Annotated in this window: 17 protein-coding genes and 1 tRNA gene; 8 read left to right on the forward strand and 10 right to left on the reverse strand. The window is 71.3% G+C overall.

The window, feature by feature from the left end:
• The first annotated feature begins 59 nt into the window (after window positions 1-59).
• The gene (locus H6726_03345; GenBank protein MCB9656662.1) at window positions 60-356 is read left to right on the forward strand and encodes a hypothetical protein; all 297 of its coding nucleotides are present in this window, start codon (window positions 60-62) and stop codon (window positions 354-356) included.
• Between the two features lie 161 nt (window positions 357-517).
• Window positions 518-940: a hypothetical protein gene (locus H6726_03350; protein ID MCB9656663.1), complete on the forward strand. Its 423-nt coding sequence runs from the start codon at window positions 518-520 to the stop codon at window positions 938-940.
• A 240-nt stretch (window positions 941-1,180) separates the two neighbouring features.
• On the opposite strand, the gene H6726_03355 is transcribed toward H6726_03350, so the two are convergent.
• Window positions 1,181-3,430, reverse strand: coding sequence for a protein kinase (locus H6726_03355; GenBank protein ID MCB9656664.1), 2,250 nt, complete (start codon window positions 3,428-3,430; stop codon window positions 1,181-1,183).
• A gap of 34 nt (window positions 3,431-3,464) precedes the next feature.
• Between H6726_03355 and H6726_03360 the strand changes: the two genes are divergently transcribed.
• Entirely contained in the window at window positions 3,465-3,872 is a 408-nt protein-coding gene (locus H6726_03360; protein MCB9656665.1) for an HIT family protein, read from the forward strand.
• Window positions 3,873-3,922: 50 nt separating this feature from the next.
• On the opposite strand, the gene H6726_03365 is transcribed toward H6726_03360, so the two are convergent.
• Both H6726_03365 and H6726_03370 read right to left on the reverse strand, forming a co-directional pair.
• The gene (locus tag H6726_03365) at window positions 3,923-5,164 is read right to left on the reverse strand and encodes a DUF2236 domain-containing protein (GenBank protein ID MCB9656666.1); all 1,242 of its coding nucleotides are present in this window, start codon (window positions 5,162-5,164) and stop codon (window positions 3,923-3,925) included.
• Window positions 5,165-5,186: 22 nt separating this feature from the next.
• Window positions 5,187-7,043, reverse strand: coding sequence for a hypothetical protein (locus H6726_03370; protein ID MCB9656667.1), 1,857 nt, complete (start codon window positions 7,041-7,043; stop codon window positions 5,187-5,189).
• 247 nt (window positions 7,044-7,290) lie between these two features.
• Here H6726_03370 and H6726_03375 point away from each other — a divergent pair, with 247 nt between their 5' ends.
• Window positions 7,291-8,634, forward strand: coding sequence for a hypothetical protein (locus tag H6726_03375; protein ID MCB9656668.1), 1,344 nt, complete (start codon window positions 7,291-7,293; stop codon window positions 8,632-8,634).
• Between the two features lie 70 nt (window positions 8,635-8,704).
• Here the strand turns inward: H6726_03375 and H6726_03380 are convergent, their stop codons facing one another.
• From H6726_03380 to H6726_03395, 4 genes are read right to left on the reverse strand one after another with little or no spacing between them, the layout of a single operon-like run.
• A complete protein-coding gene (locus H6726_03380; protein MCB9656669.1) occupies window positions 8,705-9,352 on the reverse strand; it encodes a TetR/AcrR family transcriptional regulator in 648 nt (215 codons plus the stop codon).
• The gene (locus H6726_03385; GenBank protein ID MCB9656670.1) at window positions 9,349-12,432 is read right to left on the reverse strand and encodes an efflux RND transporter permease subunit; all 3,084 of its coding nucleotides are present in this window, start codon (window positions 12,430-12,432) and stop codon (window positions 9,349-9,351) included. The genes H6726_03380 and H6726_03385 overlap by 4 nt, the downstream gene beginning before the upstream one ends.
• Window positions 12,429-13,754 carry an efflux RND transporter periplasmic adaptor subunit gene (locus H6726_03390; protein MCB9656671.1) on the reverse strand — a complete coding sequence of 442 codons (1,326 nt, stop codon included), beginning with the start codon at window positions 13,752-13,754 and terminating at the stop codon, window positions 12,429-12,431. Before H6726_03390 ends, H6726_03385 begins: the two co-directional genes overlap by 4 nt.
• On the reverse strand, window positions 13,751-15,193 hold the full coding sequence (locus H6726_03395; protein MCB9656672.1) for a TolC family protein: 1,443 nt from the start codon (window positions 15,191-15,193) through the stop codon (window positions 13,751-13,753). The genes H6726_03390 and H6726_03395 overlap by 4 nt, the downstream gene beginning before the upstream one ends.
• A gap of 292 nt (window positions 15,194-15,485) precedes the next feature.
• Here H6726_03395 and H6726_03400 point away from each other — a divergent pair, with 292 nt between their 5' ends.
• On the forward strand, window positions 15,486-15,977 hold the full coding sequence (locus H6726_03400) for a GNAT family N-acetyltransferase (protein ID MCB9656673.1): 492 nt from the start codon (window positions 15,486-15,488) through the stop codon (window positions 15,975-15,977).
• Between the two features lie 259 nt (window positions 15,978-16,236).
• Entirely contained in the window at window positions 16,237-16,770 is a 534-nt protein-coding gene (locus H6726_03405) for a hypothetical protein (GenBank protein MCB9656674.1), read from the forward strand.
• 456 nt (window positions 16,771-17,226) lie between these two features.
• Here H6726_03405 and H6726_03410 read toward each other — a convergent pair whose 3' ends face one another.
• From H6726_03410 to H6726_03420, 3 genes are all read right to left on the reverse strand, one after another.
• Entirely contained in the window at window positions 17,227-19,848 is a 2,622-nt protein-coding gene (locus H6726_03410; GenBank protein MCB9656675.1) for a hypothetical protein, read from the reverse strand.
• 434 nt (window positions 19,849-20,282) lie between these two features.
• A complete protein-coding gene (locus tag H6726_03415; protein MCB9656676.1) occupies window positions 20,283-21,203 on the reverse strand; it encodes a class I fructose-bisphosphate aldolase in 921 nt (306 codons plus the stop codon).
• 36 nt (window positions 21,204-21,239) lie between these two features.
• Window positions 21,240-21,325, reverse strand: a tRNA-Ser gene (locus H6726_03420).
• 176 nt (window positions 21,326-21,501) lie between these two features.
• Here H6726_03420 and H6726_03425 point away from each other — a divergent pair.
• Together H6726_03425 and H6726_03430 are read left to right on the forward strand one after the other, a co-directional pair.
• On the forward strand, window positions 21,502-22,554 hold the full coding sequence (locus tag H6726_03425) for a hypothetical protein (GenBank protein ID MCB9656677.1): 1,053 nt from the start codon (window positions 21,502-21,504) through the stop codon (window positions 22,552-22,554).
• Window positions 22,551-23,147, forward strand: coding sequence for a hypothetical protein (locus H6726_03430; GenBank protein ID MCB9656678.1), 597 nt, complete (start codon window positions 22,551-22,553; stop codon window positions 23,145-23,147). Before H6726_03425 ends, H6726_03430 begins: the two co-directional genes overlap by 4 nt.
• The last annotated feature ends 21 nt before the right edge of the window (window positions 23,148-23,168 follow it).

A 23,168-nucleotide genomic window follows, 5' to 3' on the forward strand; every position in this document is an offset into this window, starting at 1 on the left:
GGGGTTGGCAGGTCGGGCCCTGGGCCTGCTACGTTGAACGCGAACGAAGGAGCCCCGCCATGAGCACACCGACCGCTTCCCTGCCACGCCTTGCCACGCTCTTTCGCCTGCTTGTGGCGGCGCTCGCGTGCGTCGCGCTGGACGGCGTCATGGCGAGCGAAGCCGCCGCCCAGGCTCCGGCCGTGCCACGTGCGGAGCGCGTAGTCGACTTCGACGACATGACCGTGAGAGGCGCGGCCCCTGGTCCAGGCGCCTTCTACCACGTGCCGCGGAGCACGGCGGCCGACGAGCCCCGCGAGCTACGCCGAACGTTCGTGCGCCAGATCGTCGAGAGCGTCGGCCGAGAGCCGTTCTGAGCGCTCGCAGCCCGTTGACGAACCCCCGTCGCATCGCGCGAGCACCCGGCGGCACGTGGGCCTCGGACGGCCGGCGAGAGGACGGGAGGGCGCCCCGAGTAGCGTGAGGCTCGCGTCCCGCGCGACCGGCGCGCGGAACGCGACTGAAGAAAGGCTACTTCTTGCCCTTGGCGGGCGCGGCGGCCTTCGCGGGCGCAGCCGCCTTCGGTGCGCCGGCCTTCGCGGGCGCAGCCGCCTTCGACGCCGCGGCCTTCGCGGGCGCAGCCGCCTTCGACGCCGCGGCCTTCGCGGGCGTCGCTTGCTCTCGACGCGGGCGCGGGCGCATCCGCTCGGCGCCAGGCGCCTCGCGGGAACGCAGCGATCGACGAGGGCGAGCCGTGCACTTCTCGGGGCCGCCAACGGCGCCCGAGGCCGCCTGCACGGCCTTCGGCGCCGCGGCCTTCGCGGGCGCAGCCGCCTTCGGCGCCGCGGGCTTGGCCGCCTTCGCGGGAGCGGCCTTGGCCGCAGGGGTCACTTGCTTGGACTTGGTGGCCGGCTTCGCCGCCTGCATCGACTTCTCAACCATTGTAACCTCCATGAGATGACACATGTCATCTCATGTAGTGTCTCGCATGTTCAGAGATACACAAGAGGGATAATACGGGTATGAGTGAAAATCCGTGCGTCCCCCTTCCCCCTGCGTGATGCCCCATACGTTGGCGACGAGCTCCGACGAGCTCCCGCTCCACCCACGAAGTCCGCCGGAACAGACGAGTTCCCAGGCGCACTCTTCGCCGGTTCTCGCGCGCCGGCGTGCGCCCCCGCTCACGCGGCGGCTGCGTCGCTCAACGCCCGGCGAGCCGGCGACGCACGGAGCGGAGGATGTCGAGGCGCACCGACATCGACTCGGGTGGCGCGCCCCCGGGCGCTCGCCCGCGATGACCATACGCCGCCCACCAGCGGACGCGGGCTTCCGGGTCGAACTCGCCCTCCAGCTCGGTTGCGAGCCGTGCCAGCTGCTCACCGAGCACACGGGCTGAGGGCGGGCGCTCGGCTGGCCGCTTTGCCAGGCAGCTCAACAGCAGCTCTCGCAACGCCGCCGGCGTGTGCTCGACGCTGTGCTCGGGCCATGTGGGCAGCGGCCCGTGTACGTGCTGCGCGAAGAGCGCATGGCGGTTGGCCCCCTGATACGGGGGCTTGCCCGTCAGCAGGAAGAACCCGAGGCCTCCGAGGCCGTAGAGATCGACGGCTGGGGTGATCGCCTCACCGACCACCTGCTCAGGGGCCATGAACGCGGGGGTGCCCTCGATGATCGGCGCCTCGCCGGGCGCACCCTGCTCCCCCACGGCGCGCGCCAGCCCGAAGTCCAGCACCTTCACGAAGTCGAGCGCGTCCGCGATGCGACACAGGAACACATTGGCGGGCTTGACGTCCTGGTGTACGAGGCCGGCGTCGTGCGCTTCCGCCAGAGACGCACAGACCTGGGCCAGGATGTGCGCGACACGCGCCGCGGGCTGGGGGCCGTCGCGCTCGACGAGGGTCGCGAGGTCGAGACCGTCGAGCAGCTCCATCACCAGGTAGTAGCGTCCGTCCTCCGCCACGCCGAAGTCATGCACCGCCACCGTGTGCAGGCAGTGCAGGCTTGCCAGACGCTGAGCCTCGTCGAAGAAACGCTGACGCCGCTCCGCGTCGCGTGCCGTGTCCGCCTCCCCCGAGGGCTCGCGGTGCTTGATGAGCTTGAGGGCGGCGTCGCGCGCCAGCAGCGTGTGACGCGCTCGGTAGACCTCGCCCATGGCCCCCGCCCCGAGAGGTTCCAGCAGCTCGTAGCGACCAAGCTGGCGCACCTGCTCCTCGGCGCGCCGTGCCGCGCGCTCGGCGCGCAGCCGTTTGCGGCGATGGTTGGCGAGGCTGGACGACACGGCGAGCGCTCCGAGCAGGGCCACCAGCGTAAGCGCCCCCGTGGTCGCAGCACCCGTCAGCGCCTGACGCTGGGCGTCGGCGTAGAGCTCGCGTTCGGGTACCGCCGTGACCAACCACACCCGCTGGCCGGAGAGGTCGAGCACCTGCTGCGCGTCGTAGCGATAGGGTTGTCCCGTCACCTCCATGACCCTGGCCTCGCGTACGACGCCATCACGGAACGCCTCGCGGATCGCGACGCTGAGGGGGTCGCCCAGATCGCGCAGCGTCGGAGGTGGCTGCGCCTCCGACGACGGTGGTGCGACGCGCGCGCTGGTGTCGTCCGGGGTGCCACGAGACGCCAGCACCACCCCTTCGGAGGTCAGCACCAGCGTGCGCTGCCCAGGCACCAAGGGCTCGCCCAGCAGCCGAGCCAGCTCCACCGCGTCGAAGTCCACGGTGAGCACGGCGAGCAGCGGACGCTGCGGACCGGGCCCATACACGGGCTCCGTGCGTGTCACACCCGTGTGCCAGTGGGGCAGGAACGTGTAGGGCTCGGTCCACGCGCGCTGCCGCTCGCGCACGGCGAGCCGGTAGAACGGTCGGCGCCGCGGGTCGTAGTCCGTGGCCGTGCGCGGCCCAGCGTGGACGCGTGCCTCGTCGTCGAGCGTCAGGACCCACTCCTCGGCCACGCCGCGCCTCGTCGTGTCGCCGGGCGGCGTCGTCCCGCGGGACACCAACGCGCTCGCCTCCGCGTGGTAGCCGCCGTCCTCGTCGCGGGCCACGCCCACGAAGGTGCCGTTCGGGAGGCTCACGCTGATCCAGGTCACCCCCGTGCGCCCCGCAGCCAGGGCGTGCAGGCGAGGGACCAGCGCCTCCACCGGGTCGGCCCCGAGCCCGCCGCGCACGGTCGCCGCCAGCTGGTCCAGCAGCGGGTCGGCGACACCGAAGGCTTGCCCGAAGGTGAGCTCGAGCTGGTCCCGCCGCCCTGCGAGCCACGCGTCCGCTCGCCGCTGGCCGGCCTCTTTCAGCGTGACGTACGAAGACGCCGTGGAGAACACCCCGGCGGAGATCAGCAGCGCCGCGACCCCGCCCAGCAGCACCCAGCGCGACCCCAGGTGCTCGCCGACACGCGCCATCACCCGCGTCTGGGAGACGTCGTCGGGCGGCGCGGAGCTCGGTCGCTGCGGGATCCCCATGGGTGGCACCTGCGCTAGCGTACACTCGTCCGCGATGACCTTCGAGCTTCACCCCACCCTGGCCGCCGACAGCGTCTTCGTGTGCGCCCTGCCGCTCTCGGACGTGCGCCTGGTCCGTGACGCGCGCTACCCGTGGGCACTCCTCGTCCCGCGCGTGGTCGACGTGCGCGACCCGTACGAGCTGACCGAGGAGCAGCAGCTCGCGCTCACCCGCGAGTCGGCCGCCCTCAGCCGCGCGCTGGTGGGGCTCTACGCGCCGTTCAAGCTCAACGTCGCGGCCATCGGCAACATGGTGCCGCAGCTGCACGTGCACCACGTCGCGCGCTCGCCCGGCGACGAGGCCTGGCCACGCCCGGTGTGGGGGATCGGGGAGGCCCGCGCCTATGAAGAGGCAGCGCTCGCCGCCCGTGTGATGGAGCTACGCGCGGCGCTCGGCGCGTGAAGCGGCCAATCGCCCGGTCCTCGCGCTGACGATCACTGGGGACCCGGTGCTCAGCGCGTGAAGCGGCTGACGGCCTGGTACTCGACCTTGCGCTCCCCCAGCCGCGCGCGCACCCAGGCCTTGGTCTTGCGCCGCGCGCGCGCGTCGGCCCACGCGTCCACCTGCGGCACGCGCCGCCGCACGGTCTCGAACGCAAAGCGCGGCAGAAACTGCGCGGGCGGGTGCAGCGCCCACAGGCCTGGGCCGGGCAGCTTGTAGGCGAAGCGCGACTGAGGGGGCAGGAACCACGCGGCATAGCCCCGCTCGAGGCCGTGCTCGAGCGACTTGATGAGCGCGTCGCGCTTGCTGTCCGTGTCGGTGGGGCGAAAAGACTCGAGGTAGGACAGCGCCAGCTGGCGCCCGTCGTCGCCCGAGCCGCGCACGCCCTTGATCTCGCTCGCGTACAGCAAGCCGATGCCCTCCTCCGGCGTGCTCGGGTACCAGCGCGGCTGCACGCCCACCAGGTGCCCCACGTAGCGCCAGAAGTGCAGTAGCGCGACGATCTCTTCGCGTGGCACGCGGAACCCGAGGAAGCGCAGGCCATAGCCAGGCGCGACGCTGCCGCCCATCAGCGTGAGCAGCGCGTCCCCCTGGGAGATGGGCACGCCCCACGCCTCGAGGTCCCACCCCGGATGCGCCAAGAGCCGCCGCCGGACGAAGACGTGCATGAGGCGCACGCGCAGCGCCGTCTCGCGCCCTTTGCCGCCGGGGCGCAGGCCCCCGGGCTCGGCCACGTCGATCCAGAACGCCGCCGTCTCGAGGAAGCGGCGGTTGGCGGACTCGCCGTTGTAGGCGCCCGTGAACGACAAGGGCTTGGCCACGGAGTTCTCGCGGTAGCCGTGCAGCGTGATCACCCCCGCGAAGCTGTACAGGTACGTGCTGAAGCGCCGGAACACGCGCGCGCCCAGCTCCACCTGCTCCCAGTCGAGCCAGCTGGGCACCTGCTCGATCTCTGCGAACAGCCGCTTCAACGACTCGGGCGCGTCCGTCACACCGTCCAGCCCGTGGGCGAGCGCTTGGTCGACCATGGCGCGCCCGGCCTGCTGCCCGCGCGTCATGTAGACCTCGTCCACGAACGCCTCGGCCACGGGGTCGGCGTCGAAGTACGCCTCGGCGTACTTCTGGACCGCCTCGCGCGGCAGCCGCGGGTCGACGCCCAACACCCCCTGCAGCAAGCGCCGCAGGGCCTTGGCGTAGGGGCTGTCGAGCTGTTCCCAGTAGCGGAACTCGGTGGGTATGCGGGCGCCGTTCACGTTGCGAGTCCCGTCTCGGGTGTCAGTCGCAGGTGCCCTGCATCTGGCAGGCGCGCCACTGGGCACTACAGCGCTGCGTGAAGCAGTTGAAGCTGAGGCACGGCGGGAAGGTGAGGATCTGCTGGAACGCGCAGTTGAAGAACTGGTCCGCGAAGAACAGCGCGTCCGCGCACGCCCCGTTGCCGCAGCCGTTCACGCAGCTGGCGAGGTTGGTGGGCGGGAAGAGGCAGTTCACCGTGCAGGGCGCCACGTCCTCGCAGTCCTGGGGCGGGCAAGCCCCGCAGTCGCCAGGGCAGTTCGCGCAGTTCTCGAGCGACTGGCACACGCCGTTGCCGCACACCGAGCACGAGCCGCAGTCACGTGCACATCCGGCGCAGTCCTCCGTGGCCGAGCACACTCCGTCGCCGCACCCCATGCAGCGGCCGCAGTCCGCGGGGCAGTTGCTGCAGGTCTCGGGCGCCGTGCACGTGCCGTTGCCACACGTCGGGCAGAAACCGCAGTCGGGCGCGCAGGTGTTGCAGGTCTCGCCCTCGCCAGCGACGCAGAAGCCGTCGCCGCAGAAGCCGCAGGTCCCACAGTCACCGGGGCAGTTGGTGCAGCTCTCGCCCATCGAGCAGACGTTGTCGCCGCACACGACGCACGCGCCGCAGTCCGCTGGGCACGTGCTGCAGTTCTCGAGCGGGCCACACACGCCGTTCGGACAGGTCACGGGGCACATGCCGCAGTCCGTTGGGCACGTGTTGCAGTCCTCGTCGGCGGCGCACGTGCCGTTGCCGCACGTCGGGCACATGCCGCAGTCCATCGGACAGTTGGTGCAGGTCTCGCCCGCGCCGCAGGTGCCGTTGCCGCACGTCGGGCACATGCCGCAGTCCGCCGGGCACGTGCTGCACGTCTCGTCCGCGCTGCACGTTCCATCGGGGCACGTCACCGGGCACATGCCGCAGTCCGCCGGGCACGTGGTGCAGGACTCGCCCGCGCCACACACGCCGTTCGGGCACGTCGGACACGCCCCGCAGTCCGCTGGACACGTGGTGCACGTCTCGCCCGCGCCGCACACGCCGTTCGGGCACGTCGGGCACGCCCCGCAGTCCGCTGGGCAGCTCAGGCAGCCCTCGCCTGCGCCACACACGCCGTCGGGGCAGGTCGGGCACGCCCCGCAGTCCGCTGGGCAGCTCGAGCAGCTCTCGGCCACGGCGCACACACCGTCGCCGCAGAGCTCACATACACCGCAGTCCATCGGGCAGCTGGAGCAGTTCTCGGTGGGGCCGCACATGCCGTCTCCACACGGGGGGCACACGCCGCAGTCCGCCGGGCAGCTCTGGCAGCTCTCGTCGGCAGCGCAAGTGTTGTCGCCACAGGGCGAGCAGGGGCCACAGTCTACCGGGCAGGTGAGGCAGCTCTCGTCTGCGCGACAGATGCCGTCCCCACACGTGGGACAGGTTCCGCAGTCGCTGGGACAGGTGCTGCAATCCTCGCCAGCGTCGCAGCTGCCGTTGCCGCAGCTCATGCACTCACCGCAGTCCACTTCACAGGTCGTGCAGTTCTCGGCTGCACCGCACACGCCGTCGCCGCAGTCGGGGCACAGGTCGCAGTCGGCCGGACAGGTGAGGCAGGACTCGGTGTCGTCGCAGAAGCCGTTGCCGCAACCCATGCACTCGCCGCAGTCCACCTGACAGCTCACGCAGTTCTCGCCAAAACCGCACACGCTGTCGCCGCAGAAAGGCGGAGGCAGGTCAGGGATGTCCAGATCCGTCCCCATGTCGGGGACGCCACCGTCGGGGGTGGGGTCGGGCACCCCCAGGACGGAGCGGCCGCAGGCCGACAGGGTCAGCGCAAAGAGCCCAAAGAGGACAAGCGAAAGCAGGGGAAAGCGGCGCATCGAGACTCCACGAGAGCGATCGTCCACAGCGTAGACGATCCGAACGGGGGTGGCACGAAAGCGACCCCGAGGGTCGACCGAGTCCAGCCCGGGCCCCTTCGGGCGGGTAGTGACCGTGGCCGCGGGAGCGACGACACATGTCCCCAACCGGTGGGCTGTGCGGGGGAGTGGACGGTGGCCCCGGGCTTTGGTCTGATTCCGCATGACCGAGGTGGACCACGCGGGGCCGAGCAGGACGACGACAGGCGTGACGTACGGTTCGACGGGGCGCGCTGCCGCCCTGTTGGCCATGGCGCTCGGTTGGCTCTCGGGCTGGCCCGGGGCGGCCTCCGCCGGGAACGACGACGAGCTCCTGGTGGGGGACCAAGCCGCGCTCGCCGGTGGCGCCGTGACCGCCATGGCGGAGGGGGCGGGCGCGCTGGCCTACAACCCGGCGGGTGTGATGCGCGGCACGGACGAGAACCACATCGACGCCAGCGCCACCGTGTATGGGGTGCGGCGCTACGTCACGCGCGCCCTGCTCTCGCTGCCCACGCAGGCTGCCGACGGGGAGAGCTTCCTGGAGATCACCGTGGTGCCCAGCACGCTGGCCTACGTGCGGCAGCTGGGCCGCCTGCGCGTGGGCGTCGGCTTCTTCCAGCGTCGCGCCACGTCGCTCACGCTGCGCGCGAACGTCAGCGACGACAGCGCGGGTCAGCTCGACTGGCGCCTCACCATCGTCGACCGCAACCAGCTCTACGACGCGGTGGTGGGCACGGGCTTCTCGCCGCACCCGCGCCTGCACCTCGGGTTCGCGCTGCACGGCTTGGTGTCCAGCACCTCGGGCTTCATCGCGTTCGGGGGTGGGCTGGTGGACCCCGTCACCCGCCAGGCGGACTACGCGCTGAGCCAGTCGTTCCTGGTGTCGGCCACCACCGTCAGCGCGCGCGTGTCGGCCGGGCTGCAGTGGTCACCCACCGACGACGTGAGCGTGGGCGCCTCGATCGACTCCCCCGCGCGCACCCTCTACTCGTCCACCACGGTGGACTTCTCGGCGCAGCAGCAGTCCCCGACGAACAACGGGTTCGCCACCGACTCGGTCGACAGGACGGGCCTTGTGTACGAGCGCTTCCAACCCGCCCGTGTCCGCGTCGGCGTGGCGCTCGAGCGGCCATGGGGCTGGCTCGCGCTGGACGGCGACCTCCAGCCGGCCGTGCACCGCAGCGACCTGGACCGCAAGCTGGTCTGGAACCTCCGCGTGGGCGGCCTGTTCCGGGTGACCGACGTCCTGCAGGTGGGTGCCGGGCTGTTCACCGACCGCGCCTCCGAGCATCGCCCCGACTCGTTCGGCGAAGCACGGGTGCACGCCTACGGCGCGACCCTCGGGTTGCGCTTCATGAAAGACCGGCAGCTGGCGCCGGGGGAGGAGGCGCCGCGCCTACGCTTCGAGTCCACGTTCGCGCTGCGCTACGCCTACGGTGCGGGGCGCGTCGCGGGCCTCGACGTGGCGCCGGTGCCCGACGTCAACGACCCGAACGTGACGTCGCCGCGCATCTCGCCCATGCGCGTGCACGAGGTGAGCCTGTACATGGGGTCCCGCCTGAGCTTCTGACGCGCCCGGACGCGGCGGCGCGCTGCCGTCCGTGTCCGCCCCTGCCACGGCGAGTCGCGGGCTGCCTGCGTCACGTCGACGCCACCCCCGCCTCCACCGCGCGGGCTCCGATCGCCCCGTGGCAGAAGACCCGCACGATCTTGCCCGCCTGCGCCGAGAGGGGCTGACTGGTGTCGCCCTGCGCGATCCAGCGCGCGAAGTAGCCCTGCACCAAGCCCCACAGCACGTAGCCTGCCTCCTCGGGCGCCATGTCGGCGAGCGCGGGGTGGTCGGGGTACTCGGCGCAGGCCGACGCGAAGTAACCCGTGGAGAGCGCGGTGAAGTCCGGCGGCGGATCCTTCTCGTCGTCGCCCACCTCGGCCGGCGGCGGGGTCATCACCGCGACGATCTGCGTGCGGTGCTGGTCGATCCAGCTGAGCTGCTCGAGCAGGATGAACTCCAGGCGCTGCTCGAGCGACAGGCCCGCGGGGAGCGGCCGCTCGAACAGTTCGAGGATGCCGTGTGTGACCACGTCGAGGAGCGCGTCCCAGATGGCGCGCTTGCCCTTGAAGTAGCTGTACAGCGAGGCCGCGCCGAAGCCCGCCTCGGCCGCGATCTCCTGCACCCCGGCAGCGGCGTAGCCCTTCTTGGCGAACACGCTGGCGGCCGCGTCCAGGATGTCCTCGCGCGCGTGGGCGGCCGCGCGCTCCCGGCGGTTGCGCTTGGCGACGGCGCTCATGGCGTCACCTCGGCCGTCTCGTGTGGCGTCCGGGTGAACAGGCGCGCGACCCGCATGCGCATGCCCTCGAGCAGCGAGTACAAGACCGGCACCACCACCAGAGTGAGGATGGTGGAGGTGATCAGGCCGCCGATGATGACGATGCCCATCGGCGCGCGCACCTCCCCGCCGTCGCCGTGACCGATGGCGACCGGCAGCATGCCGAAGGTCATCGCGGCCGTGGTCATCAAGATGGGCCGCAGGCGCGTGGCCCCGGCGTTCTCGAGCGCCTCGGGGATGGACTGCCCGGTGGCGCGCAGCTGGATGGCGAAGTCGATGAGCAAAATGGCGTTCTTGGTGACCAGACCGAACAGCATGATGAGGCCGATCATCGCGAAGATGGTCATGGTGTTGCCGGTCACCAAGAGCCCGCCGAACGCGCCGATGAGCGAGAAGGGCAGCGAGCTCATGATGGTGAGCGGGTGCAGGAACGACTCGAACTGCGCCGCGAGGATCATGTAGACGCAGATCACCGCGAGGAAGATGGAGAGCAGCATGCTGGCCATGCTCTCTTCCATCATCTGGGCCTCACCGCCGAAGGCCGCCTGGATGTCCGCGCCGATCTCCTCGTTGGCGATGGCCTGCACCTCGGGCATGGCGTCGCCGAGCACCTTGCCGTTGAGGTTGGCGTAGATGGTGACCTGCCGCTGACGCGCCTCGCGGTCCACGCGGCTGGGGCCGCTGCTGAGCGTCACGTCGGCGATGATGCCGAGCGGCACGGGGCGACCCTGGCTGGAGATGACGTTGGCGCGCGCGGCGTCGTAGATGTTGCGGTTCTCCTCGGGGAGCCGCACCCGCACGTCGATGCGCTCGTCGCCGTCGGCTAGCTGCGTCGCGACGGTGCCTGCGAAGAGGGTGCGCGCGGTGGCGGCCACGGTGTCGGCCGAGATCCCGAGGTCGTCGATGACCGCCCGGCGCACGTCGACGCGCAGCTCGGGCTTGCCCTCGCGGAAGCTGGTGTCGACGTCGACGTAGCCCGGGATCTCGCGCAGGCGAGCCGCGATGCGGTTGCCCGCGGCCTGCAGCGCAGAGAGGTCGCCGCCGCGCAGGTTGAGCTGGATGGCCGCGTTGCGGCCGCTGCCGCCCGGGTTGTCGCCGGCCTGCTCGACCGCGACCGTGTACTCGGTGACCCCGGCGAAGCGCTCGCGCGCGAAGGCCATGATCTCGGTCTGGTGGTAGCCGCGCTGCTCGGGGGGCACCAACAGCACCAGCACGGTGGCCACGTTCTTCTGCTCTTGCGCGCCGCCGCCCACCGTCGTGAAGGTGGACGTGACGCCGGGGAGCTCGGCGAGCGCGTTGGCGATCTGCTGGGCGGCCTCGTCCGTCGCGTCGAGGTTCGAGCCCGGCGGGAGCTCGAGCAGCACGTTGAACTGCGACTTGTCCTCGATGGGCATGAACTCGAAGCCGAGGATGCCAGCGGCGCCGAAGCTGGCGAACAGCACGACGACGGCCGTGGCGAACGTGAGGAAGCGCTGGCGCAGCGCCAGGCGGATGACCTTGCGGTACAGGCTGTCGAGCCCGTTGAGCGCCTTCTCGATGAGCGCCGAGAGCCCCTTGCCGTGGCCGTGGTGCGCGCTGAGGAAGCGCGCCGAGAGCATGGGGGTGAGCGTGAACGAGACGAAGAGGGAGATGAGCACGGCCACCGCCACGGTCATGCCGAACTCGTAGAAGAACTGCCCGATCATGCCGTCCATGAACGCCACCGGCACGAACACGGCCACGATGGACATGGTGGTGGCGAACACCGCGAGGCCGATCTCGGCGGTGCCGCGCTGCGCCGCGTCCATGGCGGACTCCTTCAGCTCCGTGCGGCGGCGGACGATGTTCTCGATGACCACGATGGCGTCGTCGATGAGGATGCCGATCGAGAGCGACAGCGCCATGGTGGTCATCATGTTCAGTGTGAAGCCCATGATCTGGACGAACGCGAACGTGCCGACGACGGAGGTGGGCAGCGCCATGGCGCTGATGAGCGTGGCGCGCCAGTCACGGAGGAAGATGAAGATGATCAGGATGGCCAGCGCCGCGCCCAGCACGAGGTCGAGCTGCACCGTCTCGATGGACGACACGATGATGGTGGAGTTGTCCTGCACCAGCTCGATGGCGATGCCGGCTGGCGCGGAGGCCCGCAGCGCGGCCAGCTGCGCGTGCACCCCTTCGGCCACGGCCACGGTGTTGGCGTCGCTCTGCTTGATGAGGGCGACGGCGACGGCGGTGCGCCCGTCGAGGCGGGTGACGGACGCCTGCTCCTCGAAGCCGTCCACCACGCGGGCGACCTGCGCGAGCGAGACCGGGATGCCGTTGACGGTGGCGATGGTGGTGGCGCCCAGCTCGTGCACGTCCGCAAAGCGCGCGTCCGTGCGCAGCACCAGGTCCTGCCGACCGCGCCCCGAGTTGCCCGCCGGGACCTCGATGTTCTGGCGGCCGAGGGCGCTCACCAGGTCCTGCACGGTGAGCCGGTAGCCCTGCAGCGCCTGCAGGTCCACCAGCACCTCGATCTCGCGCGGCCGCAGGCCGATGAGCTGGACCTGACCGACCCCCTGCACGCGCTCGAGCTCGGGCTTGAGTTGGTTCTCGACGTAGTCGGAGAGCGCGCGCGCGTCTTCGCCGGAGACCGAGAGCTGCAGAATGGGCGCGGCGCCCAGGTCGAGCTTCTCGACGGTGGAGTCCTCGGCCGCGTCGGGCAGATCGCGCGCCACGGAGGCCACGCGGTCGCGCACGTCCTGCGCGGCCACGTCCAGCGGCACGCCCAGCTCGAACTCGACGAACACCTGGGACACACCCTCGACGCTGGCGGAGCGTAGCGAGCGGATGCCGCTCAGGCTGTTGACGGCCTCTTCGATGGGGTCCGTGACCTGCTCCTCCATCGTCTCGGGCGAGGCCCCCGGGTAGACGGTGGTGACCGTCACGATGGGGAAGTCGACCTCGGGGTAGAGGTCCACGCTGAGCCGTGTGTAGAGCAGCACGCCGAACACGACGAGCGCGCTGATGACCATCGTGGTGAAGACGGGGCGCGCGATGCTGACGTCGGAGATCTTCATTCCGCAGCCTCCGGCTCGGCGGGGGCCTCGGCCTGCGCGGCTTCACCTGCAAGTTGGGCGGCGTTGGCTGCCGAAGGGGCTGGCGCGACTTCCGGCGTCGCGTCTTGTGCTCCCGGCGAGCCAGCCTGGGCGACCTGGGCCCGCACGCGCACGTCTTCGCGCAGCGGCTGCTCGGCGCGCACGACGACCTGGTCGCCCTCCTCCAGACCGGAGAGCACCGCCATGGTGTTCGCGTCGACGGGGCGGGCCGTGACGTTCACGCGCCGCGCGGTGTCGTCCGTCACGCGGTACACGTAGCTCTGCCCGGCCGCGCTGCGCACGGCGGCCGCCGGCAGCAACAGCCCCTCGGGGGGCGCCGCCTCGGTCAGCGTGACGTACGCGAACATGCCGGCGCGCAGCGTGGTGTCGGGGTTCGGGAAGCGCACCAGCACAGACGCGGTGTGGGTCAGCGGGTCCAGCTCGTAGCCCACGCGCTCGACGCGGCCCGTGACGCGGAGGTCCAGGCTGCGCAGGTGCGCCGTGGCTGCCCCTCCGACGGCGATGCCCGGCAGCAGCGACTCGCTCACCTTCACGCGCGCCTCCACTTCGCTCAGGTCGATTAGGCGCACGAGCGTCGCGCCCCCTTGCGACGCCACCTGCCCGACCTCGGCCGGCAGGGACTCGACGATTCCGTCGAAGGGCGCGCGGATGACGTAGGTGCGCAGCGTGGTGGTCGCCGCGCTGCGGGCTTCGCGCGAGGCTTGGGCCGTGGCGAGCGCGGCGTCCCGACTGGCCGCGAGCTGGTCGGTCTCGGAGACGGCGACCGCCCCACGCTCGGCGAGCGGCGCCAGCCGGTCGTACTCGCGCGCGAGCTGCGCGGCCTGGACCTGCGCCGACGAGGCCATGGCGTCCGACTGGGCGACGATGGCCCGCGCGTGAGCGGCGTCGAGACGCACCAGGAGCTGCCCCGCGCGCACGCGGTCGCCCTCCTCGACGTAGACGCGCTGCACGCGCGCCGTGACGTCGGCGCTGAGGTCCACGGCCCGGCGCGGGAGCAGGTGGGAGCCGATCTCGGCCTCGTAGCCCACGCTGCCGCGCGTCACGCGCACGACCGTGACGTCGACGGGCGCGGCGCGCTCGTCCTCCGCCGACGGAAGCTGCGCGGCCGTCTCGGGAGAGCAGGCGGCGGCCGCGGTGGTCAGGAGCGCGAGCGCGAGGGTGCGCGCGGAAGGGAGCGAGAGAGCGGGGGTGGCGCGGAACATGGGGATCTCAGTCCGGGGGGTCTCGAAGCGATGGGGGTGGGCGGGGTACACGCGCCGTGGGGTCTGAACGCTGCGGCTCATGGCGTGGCCTCCTCCGTAACGCCCAGCGCGTAGCTGCGGCGGGCCTGCGCCAGGCGGTAGTTGATGTAGGCGTCCACCAGGTCCACCTCGGCCTGGCGGGCGGCCATCTCGGCGTCGAGCACGTCGTTGGACGTGCCGGCGCCCGCCTCGTAGCGCAGCCGGCGAGCCTCGTAGGTCTCCTGCGCGGCGGCGACCGCCTCTCGAGCGGCGCCGATGGACGCGGCGGCGGCCCGCACGGCGGCGTCGGCCTGGTGGATCTCGATCGTGATGGCACGCTCGAGGCCGCTGAGCTGCGCCTCGGCCTCCACCAGCGTGGCCTCGGCCCCGGCGGCGCGGTGGTGCCCGGCCGCGAACGCGTTCGGCGACCACGTGACGTTCACGCCCAAGCTCCAGGTGTGCCGGAACTGGGCGGTCTGGGGGAACACGCGTTGATTCGGGTTGGCGTAGTCGATGGCGCCCACCAGCGCGACCTGCGGCAGCTGGGTGCCGCGGTGCACGCGTACCTCGGCGCGCCGCACCTCCACCAGCGCGCGCAACGCCGCCGCCTCGGGCCGCGCTTCGAGGGCCGCGTCCACCTGGCCGGCGTCCAGCGCGGCCGGGATGGACACGTCGCTCACCTCGGCCGCCTCGCCGAGCACCACGTGGTCCCCGGCGCGCCCGCCGATGCGCTGCACGAGCGCCACCTCCGCGATGACCGCGTCGCCCTCGGCCACCATCAGCACCACTCGGATGGACGAGAGGCGCGCCTGGATGCCGCTCAGCTCTGCGCGAGCCAGCACGCCGCGCTCGACCATGGCACGCGTGGTGTCGACCAGCGCCTCGAGCACACGCACGGACTGCTGCGCCACGGTGACGCGCGCGCGCGCCTGCATCAGCTGGAAGTACGCCTCGCGCCCCTGGATGCGCAGCATGCGCTCCTGCTGCGCGGCCTGCAGCTCGGCCGCCTCGCGACCGAGCGAGGCCGCGCGCATGCCGGGCAGCGTGCTCATGAAGATCTGCGTGACAGGCACGGACACCGACGCGCGCAGCAGGTAGTTGTTGAGAATCTGCGGGAACGGGTTGTCGATGACCGTGCCCCCGCCGATGTCGAACGGCGGCAGGTTCACCCGTGACAGGCGGGTGTAGCTGGCCTGGAGCTGCAGCTGCGGGAACAGACCGACCCGGGCCTCACGGTAGGCCGCCTCGGCGCGCGCGGTGGCGGCGGCGGCCTGGGCCATGTCGGGCGCGTGCTGCACGGACAGCTCGGCGGCGGCGTCCGCCGTGAGCCCTCCGGCGCCCAGCTCGACCACCACGCTCGGGCCCGGCCGGAGGGGCGGAGCCTCGAGTGTGGCGGGGGCCTCGGGAGTCGGCGCGTCGAGGGGCACGGGAGCTTGCGCGGCAGCGCCATGCGCATGGGCGAGGAGCGCTGCGGCGCAGAGGAGTGGGATGCGGTGTCTCATGGAGCGGTCGTTGTCCCTCATCGAATGACTGTTCGATAGGCTGGACGATACGGTCGCAACGCGCAAGGCTCGGAGCGCGGAAATGTGCGCCGATTGCACACAAAACATGAGCATTTCACCTATGGAACGCGGCGCCTGGCAGACAGAACGTCGGTTCGGCGGCTAGACGCTGGTCGCCACGTCGCCCCCTCAGACCCCCGGATGCCGCTCGGTCCCCAACCCCCGACATCCCCGAGCAGCTTGCTCTTCGCACTACCGACGCACAGCTGATTGAAGCCGGGTGGGGGAGGGCTTGGCGCCGTGCGCCAGCGTTGCATCGTCCGAGACCGCTCGTCGTGTGGACCATCTGTGGACCGCAAGTCGTACAGTCGAGGCGGCCTCCAACGGCTGGTGCTGGTACGACATCTGCGCCGCCGCAGAGGACCGCTTCGCAGTCTCGACGGGCGAGGAGACCGTGGCGATGTGGTCCGCCAAGACTGGGGTGCTGCTGGATGGCGCTTGCTTCTACCGCGTGGATCGCATCGAGGTCGCCCCCCACCGCCACAGACAAGGGTACGGCTTCGCGAGCTTCTACTTGCTCGCGACGCGCGCTCGAGAGGTCGCCGCTACCGGCATCGTGCTCGCCGCACTGCCCGAGGCATGCGAGTTCTACGAGAGGTTGGGGGGTGTCCAACATCGGCCCCGCGGTTGGCACTCAGCTCCTGGGCTGGTACCGTTTTTGTTCGACAGTTCACGACTCGAGGAGATCGCCTCCGATGCCGACCGATTCCGAAAGCACGGCTGATTCCAAGCGGCACGACGAAGCCGTTGCACGGTTTAGGGGCTACCTCGCGGTGGCCGCCGAGACGGAGGTCTGCGTTCTCGCGACGGACGAGACCCCCCGGGCCGCCATCACGAACTCCGGCTCGTCGCAGCCCGCTGCTGTGGCGGGCGCTGGTCAAACGCAGCGGCAGCGCTGAACGCAAGCCGCCAGAGAAGACAGCGCTCGCGCCATGCCACGTTGTGCCAGAATTGCCGGCACGGAACGTGCTGGTAGGAGGTGCATGACACGAAGCTCGGCTCTCGCGATCACGTCACCGCTCTTGGGCCTGCTCGGCATGCTGGGGTGTGCCGAGGCATCCATTCACCCGCTGGACGCCGCGATCGACGGCGCACTGCCCGATGTTCGCCAGGCGGCCCTAGCTTCCTGGCGGGCGCTGGACGACGCCGCCGAGACGCCCGGGGTCTACTGGTACGAGGAGCACAACTGCCCGCTCATGTCGCCGACCGGGACCGCCAGCGTGGTGCAGGTGACCAACGGGGCGGCCACGCTGGCGGGCCGGCGCGTCGTGTGCGGGTCGACCTGCGAGCATGGTCTCGAGCGCTACGCCGACCTGGTGCCCGCCACGCTGCCGGCGCTGATCGCGGCCTGCCCCGAGGGCGCCACGGTGGAGCTCGACGGCGACGGCGTGCTCACGCTGTGTCGGCTGCGCGCGCCGGACTGCGACGACAGCTGCGACACGGGCTTCCACGTGGTGCGCTGGGCACACGGCGTCTTCGAGGGAGACGCGACCACCAACGAGGAGTGCGCGCCATGAGCGCGATGAGAGCGACGCTGAAGATGACTGACTCCCCGCGCTCGCGGACCGCATGCGCACTGACCCTCGCAGTGGGGGTCGCGCTCTCGCTCTCGGTGACGTCGCACGCCGGCGCTTCGTGTGTCCTGCCGGACCCGGCCATCGTGTGGTCGTACCCCGCGGAGGGCGCCACCGACGTCCCGGTGGACGCGCGCATCTTCTTGCGGCTCAACACGTACTCGGAACGCCACCCTGTGGGTGCCGCGAGAGCAACTTCCTGTGCCCAGGCCGCAGCGTCGGTGTGGGGCCCTGGGCCGCGCTCGCCGCCCTCACCACGCTCGCCGCGCGCCGTCGTCGCCACTGACCCGGCGCGCCACTGGGAGTCCTGTGCGGGTCCGCCACCACCCCTCGCCGTCTGACGACTCGTCACACGCCCTTGCGACGTTCCGCCGGAGAGTGATCCTGCCGTGGCTCAGGTCATGGCGCGCGCAGCTTCATGACGAATGCGTCCGTCGCGCCCGCGCTAGCTTGTCCCGGCAAGGTGCCACTCGTCCGGCCCGCGACCAGCACGCCGCCACCCGGGCCCACGCTCAGCGAGAGGGCGACGTCGAACCACACGGTCCCGAACTGCCGCGTCCAGATCTCGGAGCCTGCGGCGTCGTACTGCCGCACGAACGCGTCCTCGTTCCCCCCGCTCGTTTGTCCTGGCAAGGTGCCACCCGTTTGGCCCGCGACCAGCACGCTGTCGTCCCCACCCACGCTCACGGAGAGGGCCAGATCGTAGCTCGCGCCTCCGAACTGCCGCGTCCAGACCTCGGTACCTGCCGCGTCGTACTTGCGCACGAACGCGTCTTGACCGCCCGCCGTGGCTTGTCCCGGCAAGGTTCCCAGCGTGTCGCCCGCCACCAGCACGCTGCCATCCGCCGCCACGCTCACCGAACTGGCGTGTTCGTCGCTCGCGGTCCCGAACTGTCGCGTCCACAGCTCCGTGCCCGCCGCGTCGTACTTGCGCACGAACGCGTCCCAACTGCCCGCGCTGGTTTGTCCCGTGAATGTGCCGAACGTGGAGCCAGCGACGAGCACGCTGCCATCCGCTCCGACGCTCACCGACTCGGCCGAGTCGCCGTTCGCGGTCCCGAACTGTCGCGTCCACAGCTCCGTCCCCGCTGCGTCGTACTTGCGCACGAACGCGTCGAAAGCCCCGAGTCCAGCTTGCCCAGACAAGATGCCACTTGTCCCGCCCGCGACAAGCACGCTGCCATCTGCCCCGACGCTCACCGACTCGATCACGTCGCCGTCAGGGGTCCCGAATTGCCGCGTCCACAGCTCCGTCCCCGCTGCATCGTACTTCCGCACGAACCCGTCGCCGAAGCTAGCGCCGATGCCCGGGCCGGTTTGGCCCGGCAACGTGCCCTGCGTGAGGCCTGCGACGAGCACGCTGCCATCCGTCCCCACACTCACCGAATAGGCGAAATCGCCGTTCGCGGTCCCGAACTGGCGCGTCCATAGCTCTGTGCCCGACACGTCGTACTTCCGCACGAACGCGTCCGTCGAACCCGCGCTGGCTTGTCCCGGCAAGGTTCCGTCCGTCCAGCCCGCGACCAGCACGCTGCCATCGGCCCCCACGTGCACCGACTCGGCGAACTCGACGCCAGCGGTCCCGAACTGCCGCGTCCACTCGTCCGGCACGCAGGTCCTGTCCATCGTCGCCGAGCCTGGCGCGTCTTCCACCTGCCCGGCTCCGCACACCTGCCATGGCGTGCACATGGTCAGGTTCGAGGTGGCGCTGTACTCCCCCGACGGACAGCCCATGCATGCTTGGTCGTTCGTTGCCGTCCCCGCCGTGCTCACGTAGGTGCCGGCCACGCATTCCGAATACGCGACGCAGCTCGCTGCGTTGGTTCCCGTGCTGTAGGTGCCCGCCGTGCACGCGGCGCACGTGCGGTTCGTGGTCGCGTCACCGTCGCTCACGACCGACTGGCCCGCTGCACAGTCCGTGCGCGGTGCGCACGCCGTCGCCGGGTCGCTGTCGTGGTCCCAAGTGCCGCCCGTGCAGGCCACCGCGGCCGTCGCACCGCCCGCGCAATGCTCCCCGGCGCTGCAATCTGCGCACACCGGCGGCGCCGTCATCGTCGCCGGTGCGGTCTGCACGGTGCCCGGCGCGCACGCGCCGACCGGCACGCACATGGCCTGGTTCGGACCCGACGTGTACTCCCCGTCCGGGCAGGCTGTGCACGCCTGGTCGCTCGTCGCCGTCCCCGCCGTGCTCACGTACTCCCCCGCCTCGCACACCGTGTGAGTCGCGCAGATCGCAGCGTTCGCGCCTTCGCTGTACGTGCCGTTCGTGCACCCGGTGCAGCTACGGTCCACTGTCGCGCTGCCCTCGTCCGTCACATACGTCCCCGCCGCGCAGGCTGTGCGCGCCACACACGCCGTCGCCGGGTCGCCGTCGTGATCCCACGTCCCGTCCCCGTCGTCGCAGGCCACCGCGGCGAGCTCGCCGCCCGGGCAGTGCTGTCCCGCAGCGCACGCCTCGCACACCGCGGGATCCGTCGCGGTCGCAGGCGCGGTCTGCACCGTGCCCGCCGCGCACCCCGTCAGCGCCACGCAGGCGGTCTGGTTCGGGCCCGAGGTGGTCGTCCCCGGCGCGCACGTCGTGCAGGCTTGGTCGCTGCTCGCGCTGCCTGCCGTGCTCACGTACTCGCCTGAGGCGCACTCCGTCCACGCCACGCACGCCGCCGAGTCAGCGCTCGCGCTGTACGTGCCGCTCGTGCACCCCGTGCACACTGGGTTGCTTGCCGCCGTCCCAGCCACGCTCACGTACGTGCCCGCCGCGCACGCCGTCCACAGGCTGCAGCTCGCCGCGTTGATGGTCGGCGAGAACTCGCCCGCAGCACACGCGGCGCACTCTCGATCCGTCGCCGCAGTGCCCGCCGCGCTCACGTACTCCCCCGCACCGCACACTGTCCACGCCACGCAAGCCGTCGCCGCGTCATGGTCATGGTCGTACGTGCCTCCCGCACATGCCTCGGGCGGCATCCCCTCCCCACACCCCACGCCCGCGAGGACCGCCACCAGGCCCGCCAACACCGGGGCCATCCGCAGACAACGTGTCGCCCGACGAACGGGAGACGTCTCGATGTGGCGGCTCGATACCCAGACGGTCATGGCGGCGCTTCTCGGAGTTCCAGTACGCAGTCCAGGGTAACAGCGCCGCCACGACACCAACCACATCGGCAGCACACGTGAACCACTCCGGCTCAACGGCCACACCGCCGAGGTGCTCGAGCACGCCCCGGCGCCGGAAAGCCCCGAACGAGCAGCCGTGCACGCGACAACCTCACGCGGTCGGGTCAGCGTGGCTCGCTGCGCGCGCCCCTTGCCGCCTGCACGGGTGCGCCGGAGGGAGGAGCGCATGTCCACCCAAACACGAACACCGAGCCGCGCGCTCGCTGTAGGCCCACGCGGCGCTACAGCTTCCGCGCGTGCGCTCGTGACGGTGGTCACGCGTCTGCAGCGGTCCGGGGGAGACGTCAGCCCTTGGCGGCGGCGGCGGCGTAGATGTCCATGATGGACGACAGCAGCGCGCGACCCTCCTCGGGGCTGCGCTGGAACGCGTTGCGGCCGACGATGGAGCCGTAGCCGCCGCCGTCCGCGATGCCACGGATCTCTTCGAGCACGGCCTCGGTGCCCTTGGCGGCGCCGCCCGAGAAGATGACGATGCGGCGGTTGTCGAACGCAGCCTGCACGATGTGGGCGATGCGCTCGGACAGCGTGGCGATGGGGATGCCCTCGTAGTTCTTCTTCGCCGCGCTCTGGTGCACCAGCGCCGTCGGGGGCTTCACCTTGATGATGTGCGCGCCCAGCTGCGCCGCGATCTGCGCGGCGTAGGCGACCACATCCACGGCGGTCTCGGCCTCGGTGGGCAGGTTGCCGCGCGGGTAGGACCACAGCACGGTGGGCAGGCCCGCGGCGCGCGCCGCGCGGATGAGGTCGCGCAGGTCCTGATACTGCTGGTTTCGCAGGCTGCTGCCCGGGTAGATGGTGTAGCCGATGGCCGAGCAGCCGAGGCGCACCGCGTCCTCCACGGCCGAGGTCAGCGCGGAGCACGGGGCCGGGGGCTCGCCCAGGCCGTCGCTGTTGTTGACCTTGAGGATGAGCGGCAGGCGCCCGGCGTACTCGGCGGCCACGGCCTCGATGAAGCCGAGCGGCGCGGCGTAGGCGTTGCAGCCGGACTCGAGCGCGAGGCGGGGGTGGTACTTGGGGTCGTAGCCCACGGGGTTGGGCGCGAAGCTGCGCGCGGGGCCGTGCTCGAAGCCCTGGTCGACCGGCAGGATGACCAGCTTGCCCGTGCCGCCCAGGCGACCGTGGTTGAGGATGCGGCGCAGGTTGCCGAGCACCCCGGGGGTCTCGCCGGCGTAGTTCGCGAGGATGGCTTCAACGACTTCGGACATGGTCTCTCCAGGCAGATTCGAACAGCGCAAAGGTGTTGGCGGAGGAGGAGGGATTCGAACCCCCGGAACTTGCGTTCAGCGGTTTTCAAAACCGCCGCCTTAGACCGCTCGGCCACTCCTCCTGGGCCCCCACGGGGCACAGTGGGAGGGCTCCTAGCACATGGAGTGGAGGGTGGACCAGCCCCCGCCGCGTGGGGAGTATCCGCCGTACCCGTATACAGCGCGAATACGGAAACTCGGGGGCGCGCGCCGCAGCAGCCGGGCCCACCCAGGCGGGGAGGCTAGGCTGGGGACTCTTATGCTTATCCCCGGTCTCCCATCCGCCCCCGCTCCCGCTTGGCTGCTGGTCTGTGCCACCGCGCTGAGCGGGTGCGGGGGGACCTCCTCCGGCAACCCTTCCGATCAAGGGACGAGCGACAGCGGTGGTGGGGACCTCGGACACCCCGACGGCGGCCTCACGGACCCACGCTTCGCGCACTGCCCAAGTGCCGAAGCGTTCGTGGGAGAGAGCAGCTGGCCCATCGCGCTCAGCGCCACCGAGGGCGCCGTCTACTGCACCCGCTTCCACGAGGGGCGCACCCTGCAGGAGGAGCTCGCCGCCAAGGTCCAGCTGCGCATCGTCGCGGGCGCCTATCGCCTGCCGACCAGCGCGGGGCCCTACCCCTTCGTGCTCCCCCTGTGCCTCGCCCTCGCCGACGGCCCAGGCCCCGCGCTCTCCGGCGCCGACGGAAGCATCACGCACAGCAGCAGCATGTACGAACAAGACACGTTTCATCAGCTGCACGTGACGCAGTCGTTGGTGGGCGCGTCCTTCACGGCAGACTTCTACCCGACGCAGCGGGGCGCGGTGCTCCCCACGCCGATCATCGACGGAAGCCCCTACGACCCCTTCGGGGACTCGGGCTTCTCGTTCGGCTTCTCGCTGTGCCTCGCGGCCAGCTGTGAGCCCGGCGCGGAGATCTACTTCGACTCCTGCACACACGAGGACAGCTCGGTGCACTTGCACGAGGTGCAGCTGGGCGACGACGGGGACGTGACCTTCGAGCTGCGCATCGGCGAGAGCGCGGCCAGCACCGAGCCGGCTGCCTACGTGCGCGCCACGGGCACCTTCCGCGGCACGGACTTCGATCAGCGCGACTTCTTCAAGCTGGTCTACAACCCCTCGCACCATCACTTCGAGCGACACTTCGCGGTCCTGTTCGACGCGCCCATCGACGGGGTGTGCGGCATCGAGGTCGAGAACCTCGAGCCGTGGGACGACTACCAACCCGACGCTGCCTACGCGGTGGACTGCGCGCTCGATCGGCTGAGCACGCTGACGGTCGAGTCGCACACGTGGACCGTCGAGTGACCACGGCTCCCTGCGGCGCCCACTGCGTCACCTGGCCCGCCAACTCCCGACGCATCGTCGGATTGATCGTCGCGCTCTGCGCCGGGCTCGTCGCCTGCGGCACCAGCCACGCCCCGGGGGCGAACGACGCGGGCCATGGCGACACGGGCACGGCGCCGAGCACGTTGGACGCGTGTTTCGCGGGACTCGCCCCCACCGGCGACAGCCCGTTCGTGGGCACGCTGCGCTTCGCGTCGCTGGACGGAAGCATCGAGGTGCGCCTCGCGCGCCAGCCGGGAGAGCGGCCCGCGGTGGGCGAGACCTGGGCGTACGACCTGGTGCGCTTCGGCATCGCGCAGGACGGCGTGGTGACCTGCATCACGCAGCCGGGCGCGCTCGCGTACGACTTCGGTCACCACAACTGGGCCGACATCGCCACGGCCGAGGGCGCGGCCACCTACGTGGTGTCGATGCGCTACGAGTTCACCGGCGACGCGGCGGCCTGGGTGGACACGCTGCAGATCGACGGCGCCGCACCCATCACGCTGCGCGCGACGGCCTGCGACGTGACCCCGAACGACCTCAACCACTGCCTGCTGCGGAGCTTCCCGTGACCCCGCACGCGACGCGTGCGC

The organism is Sandaracinaceae bacterium, from assembly GCA_020633055.1.
Classification (GTDB): Bacteria; Myxococcota_A; Polyangia; order Polyangiales; family Houyiibacteriaceae; genus JADJJE01.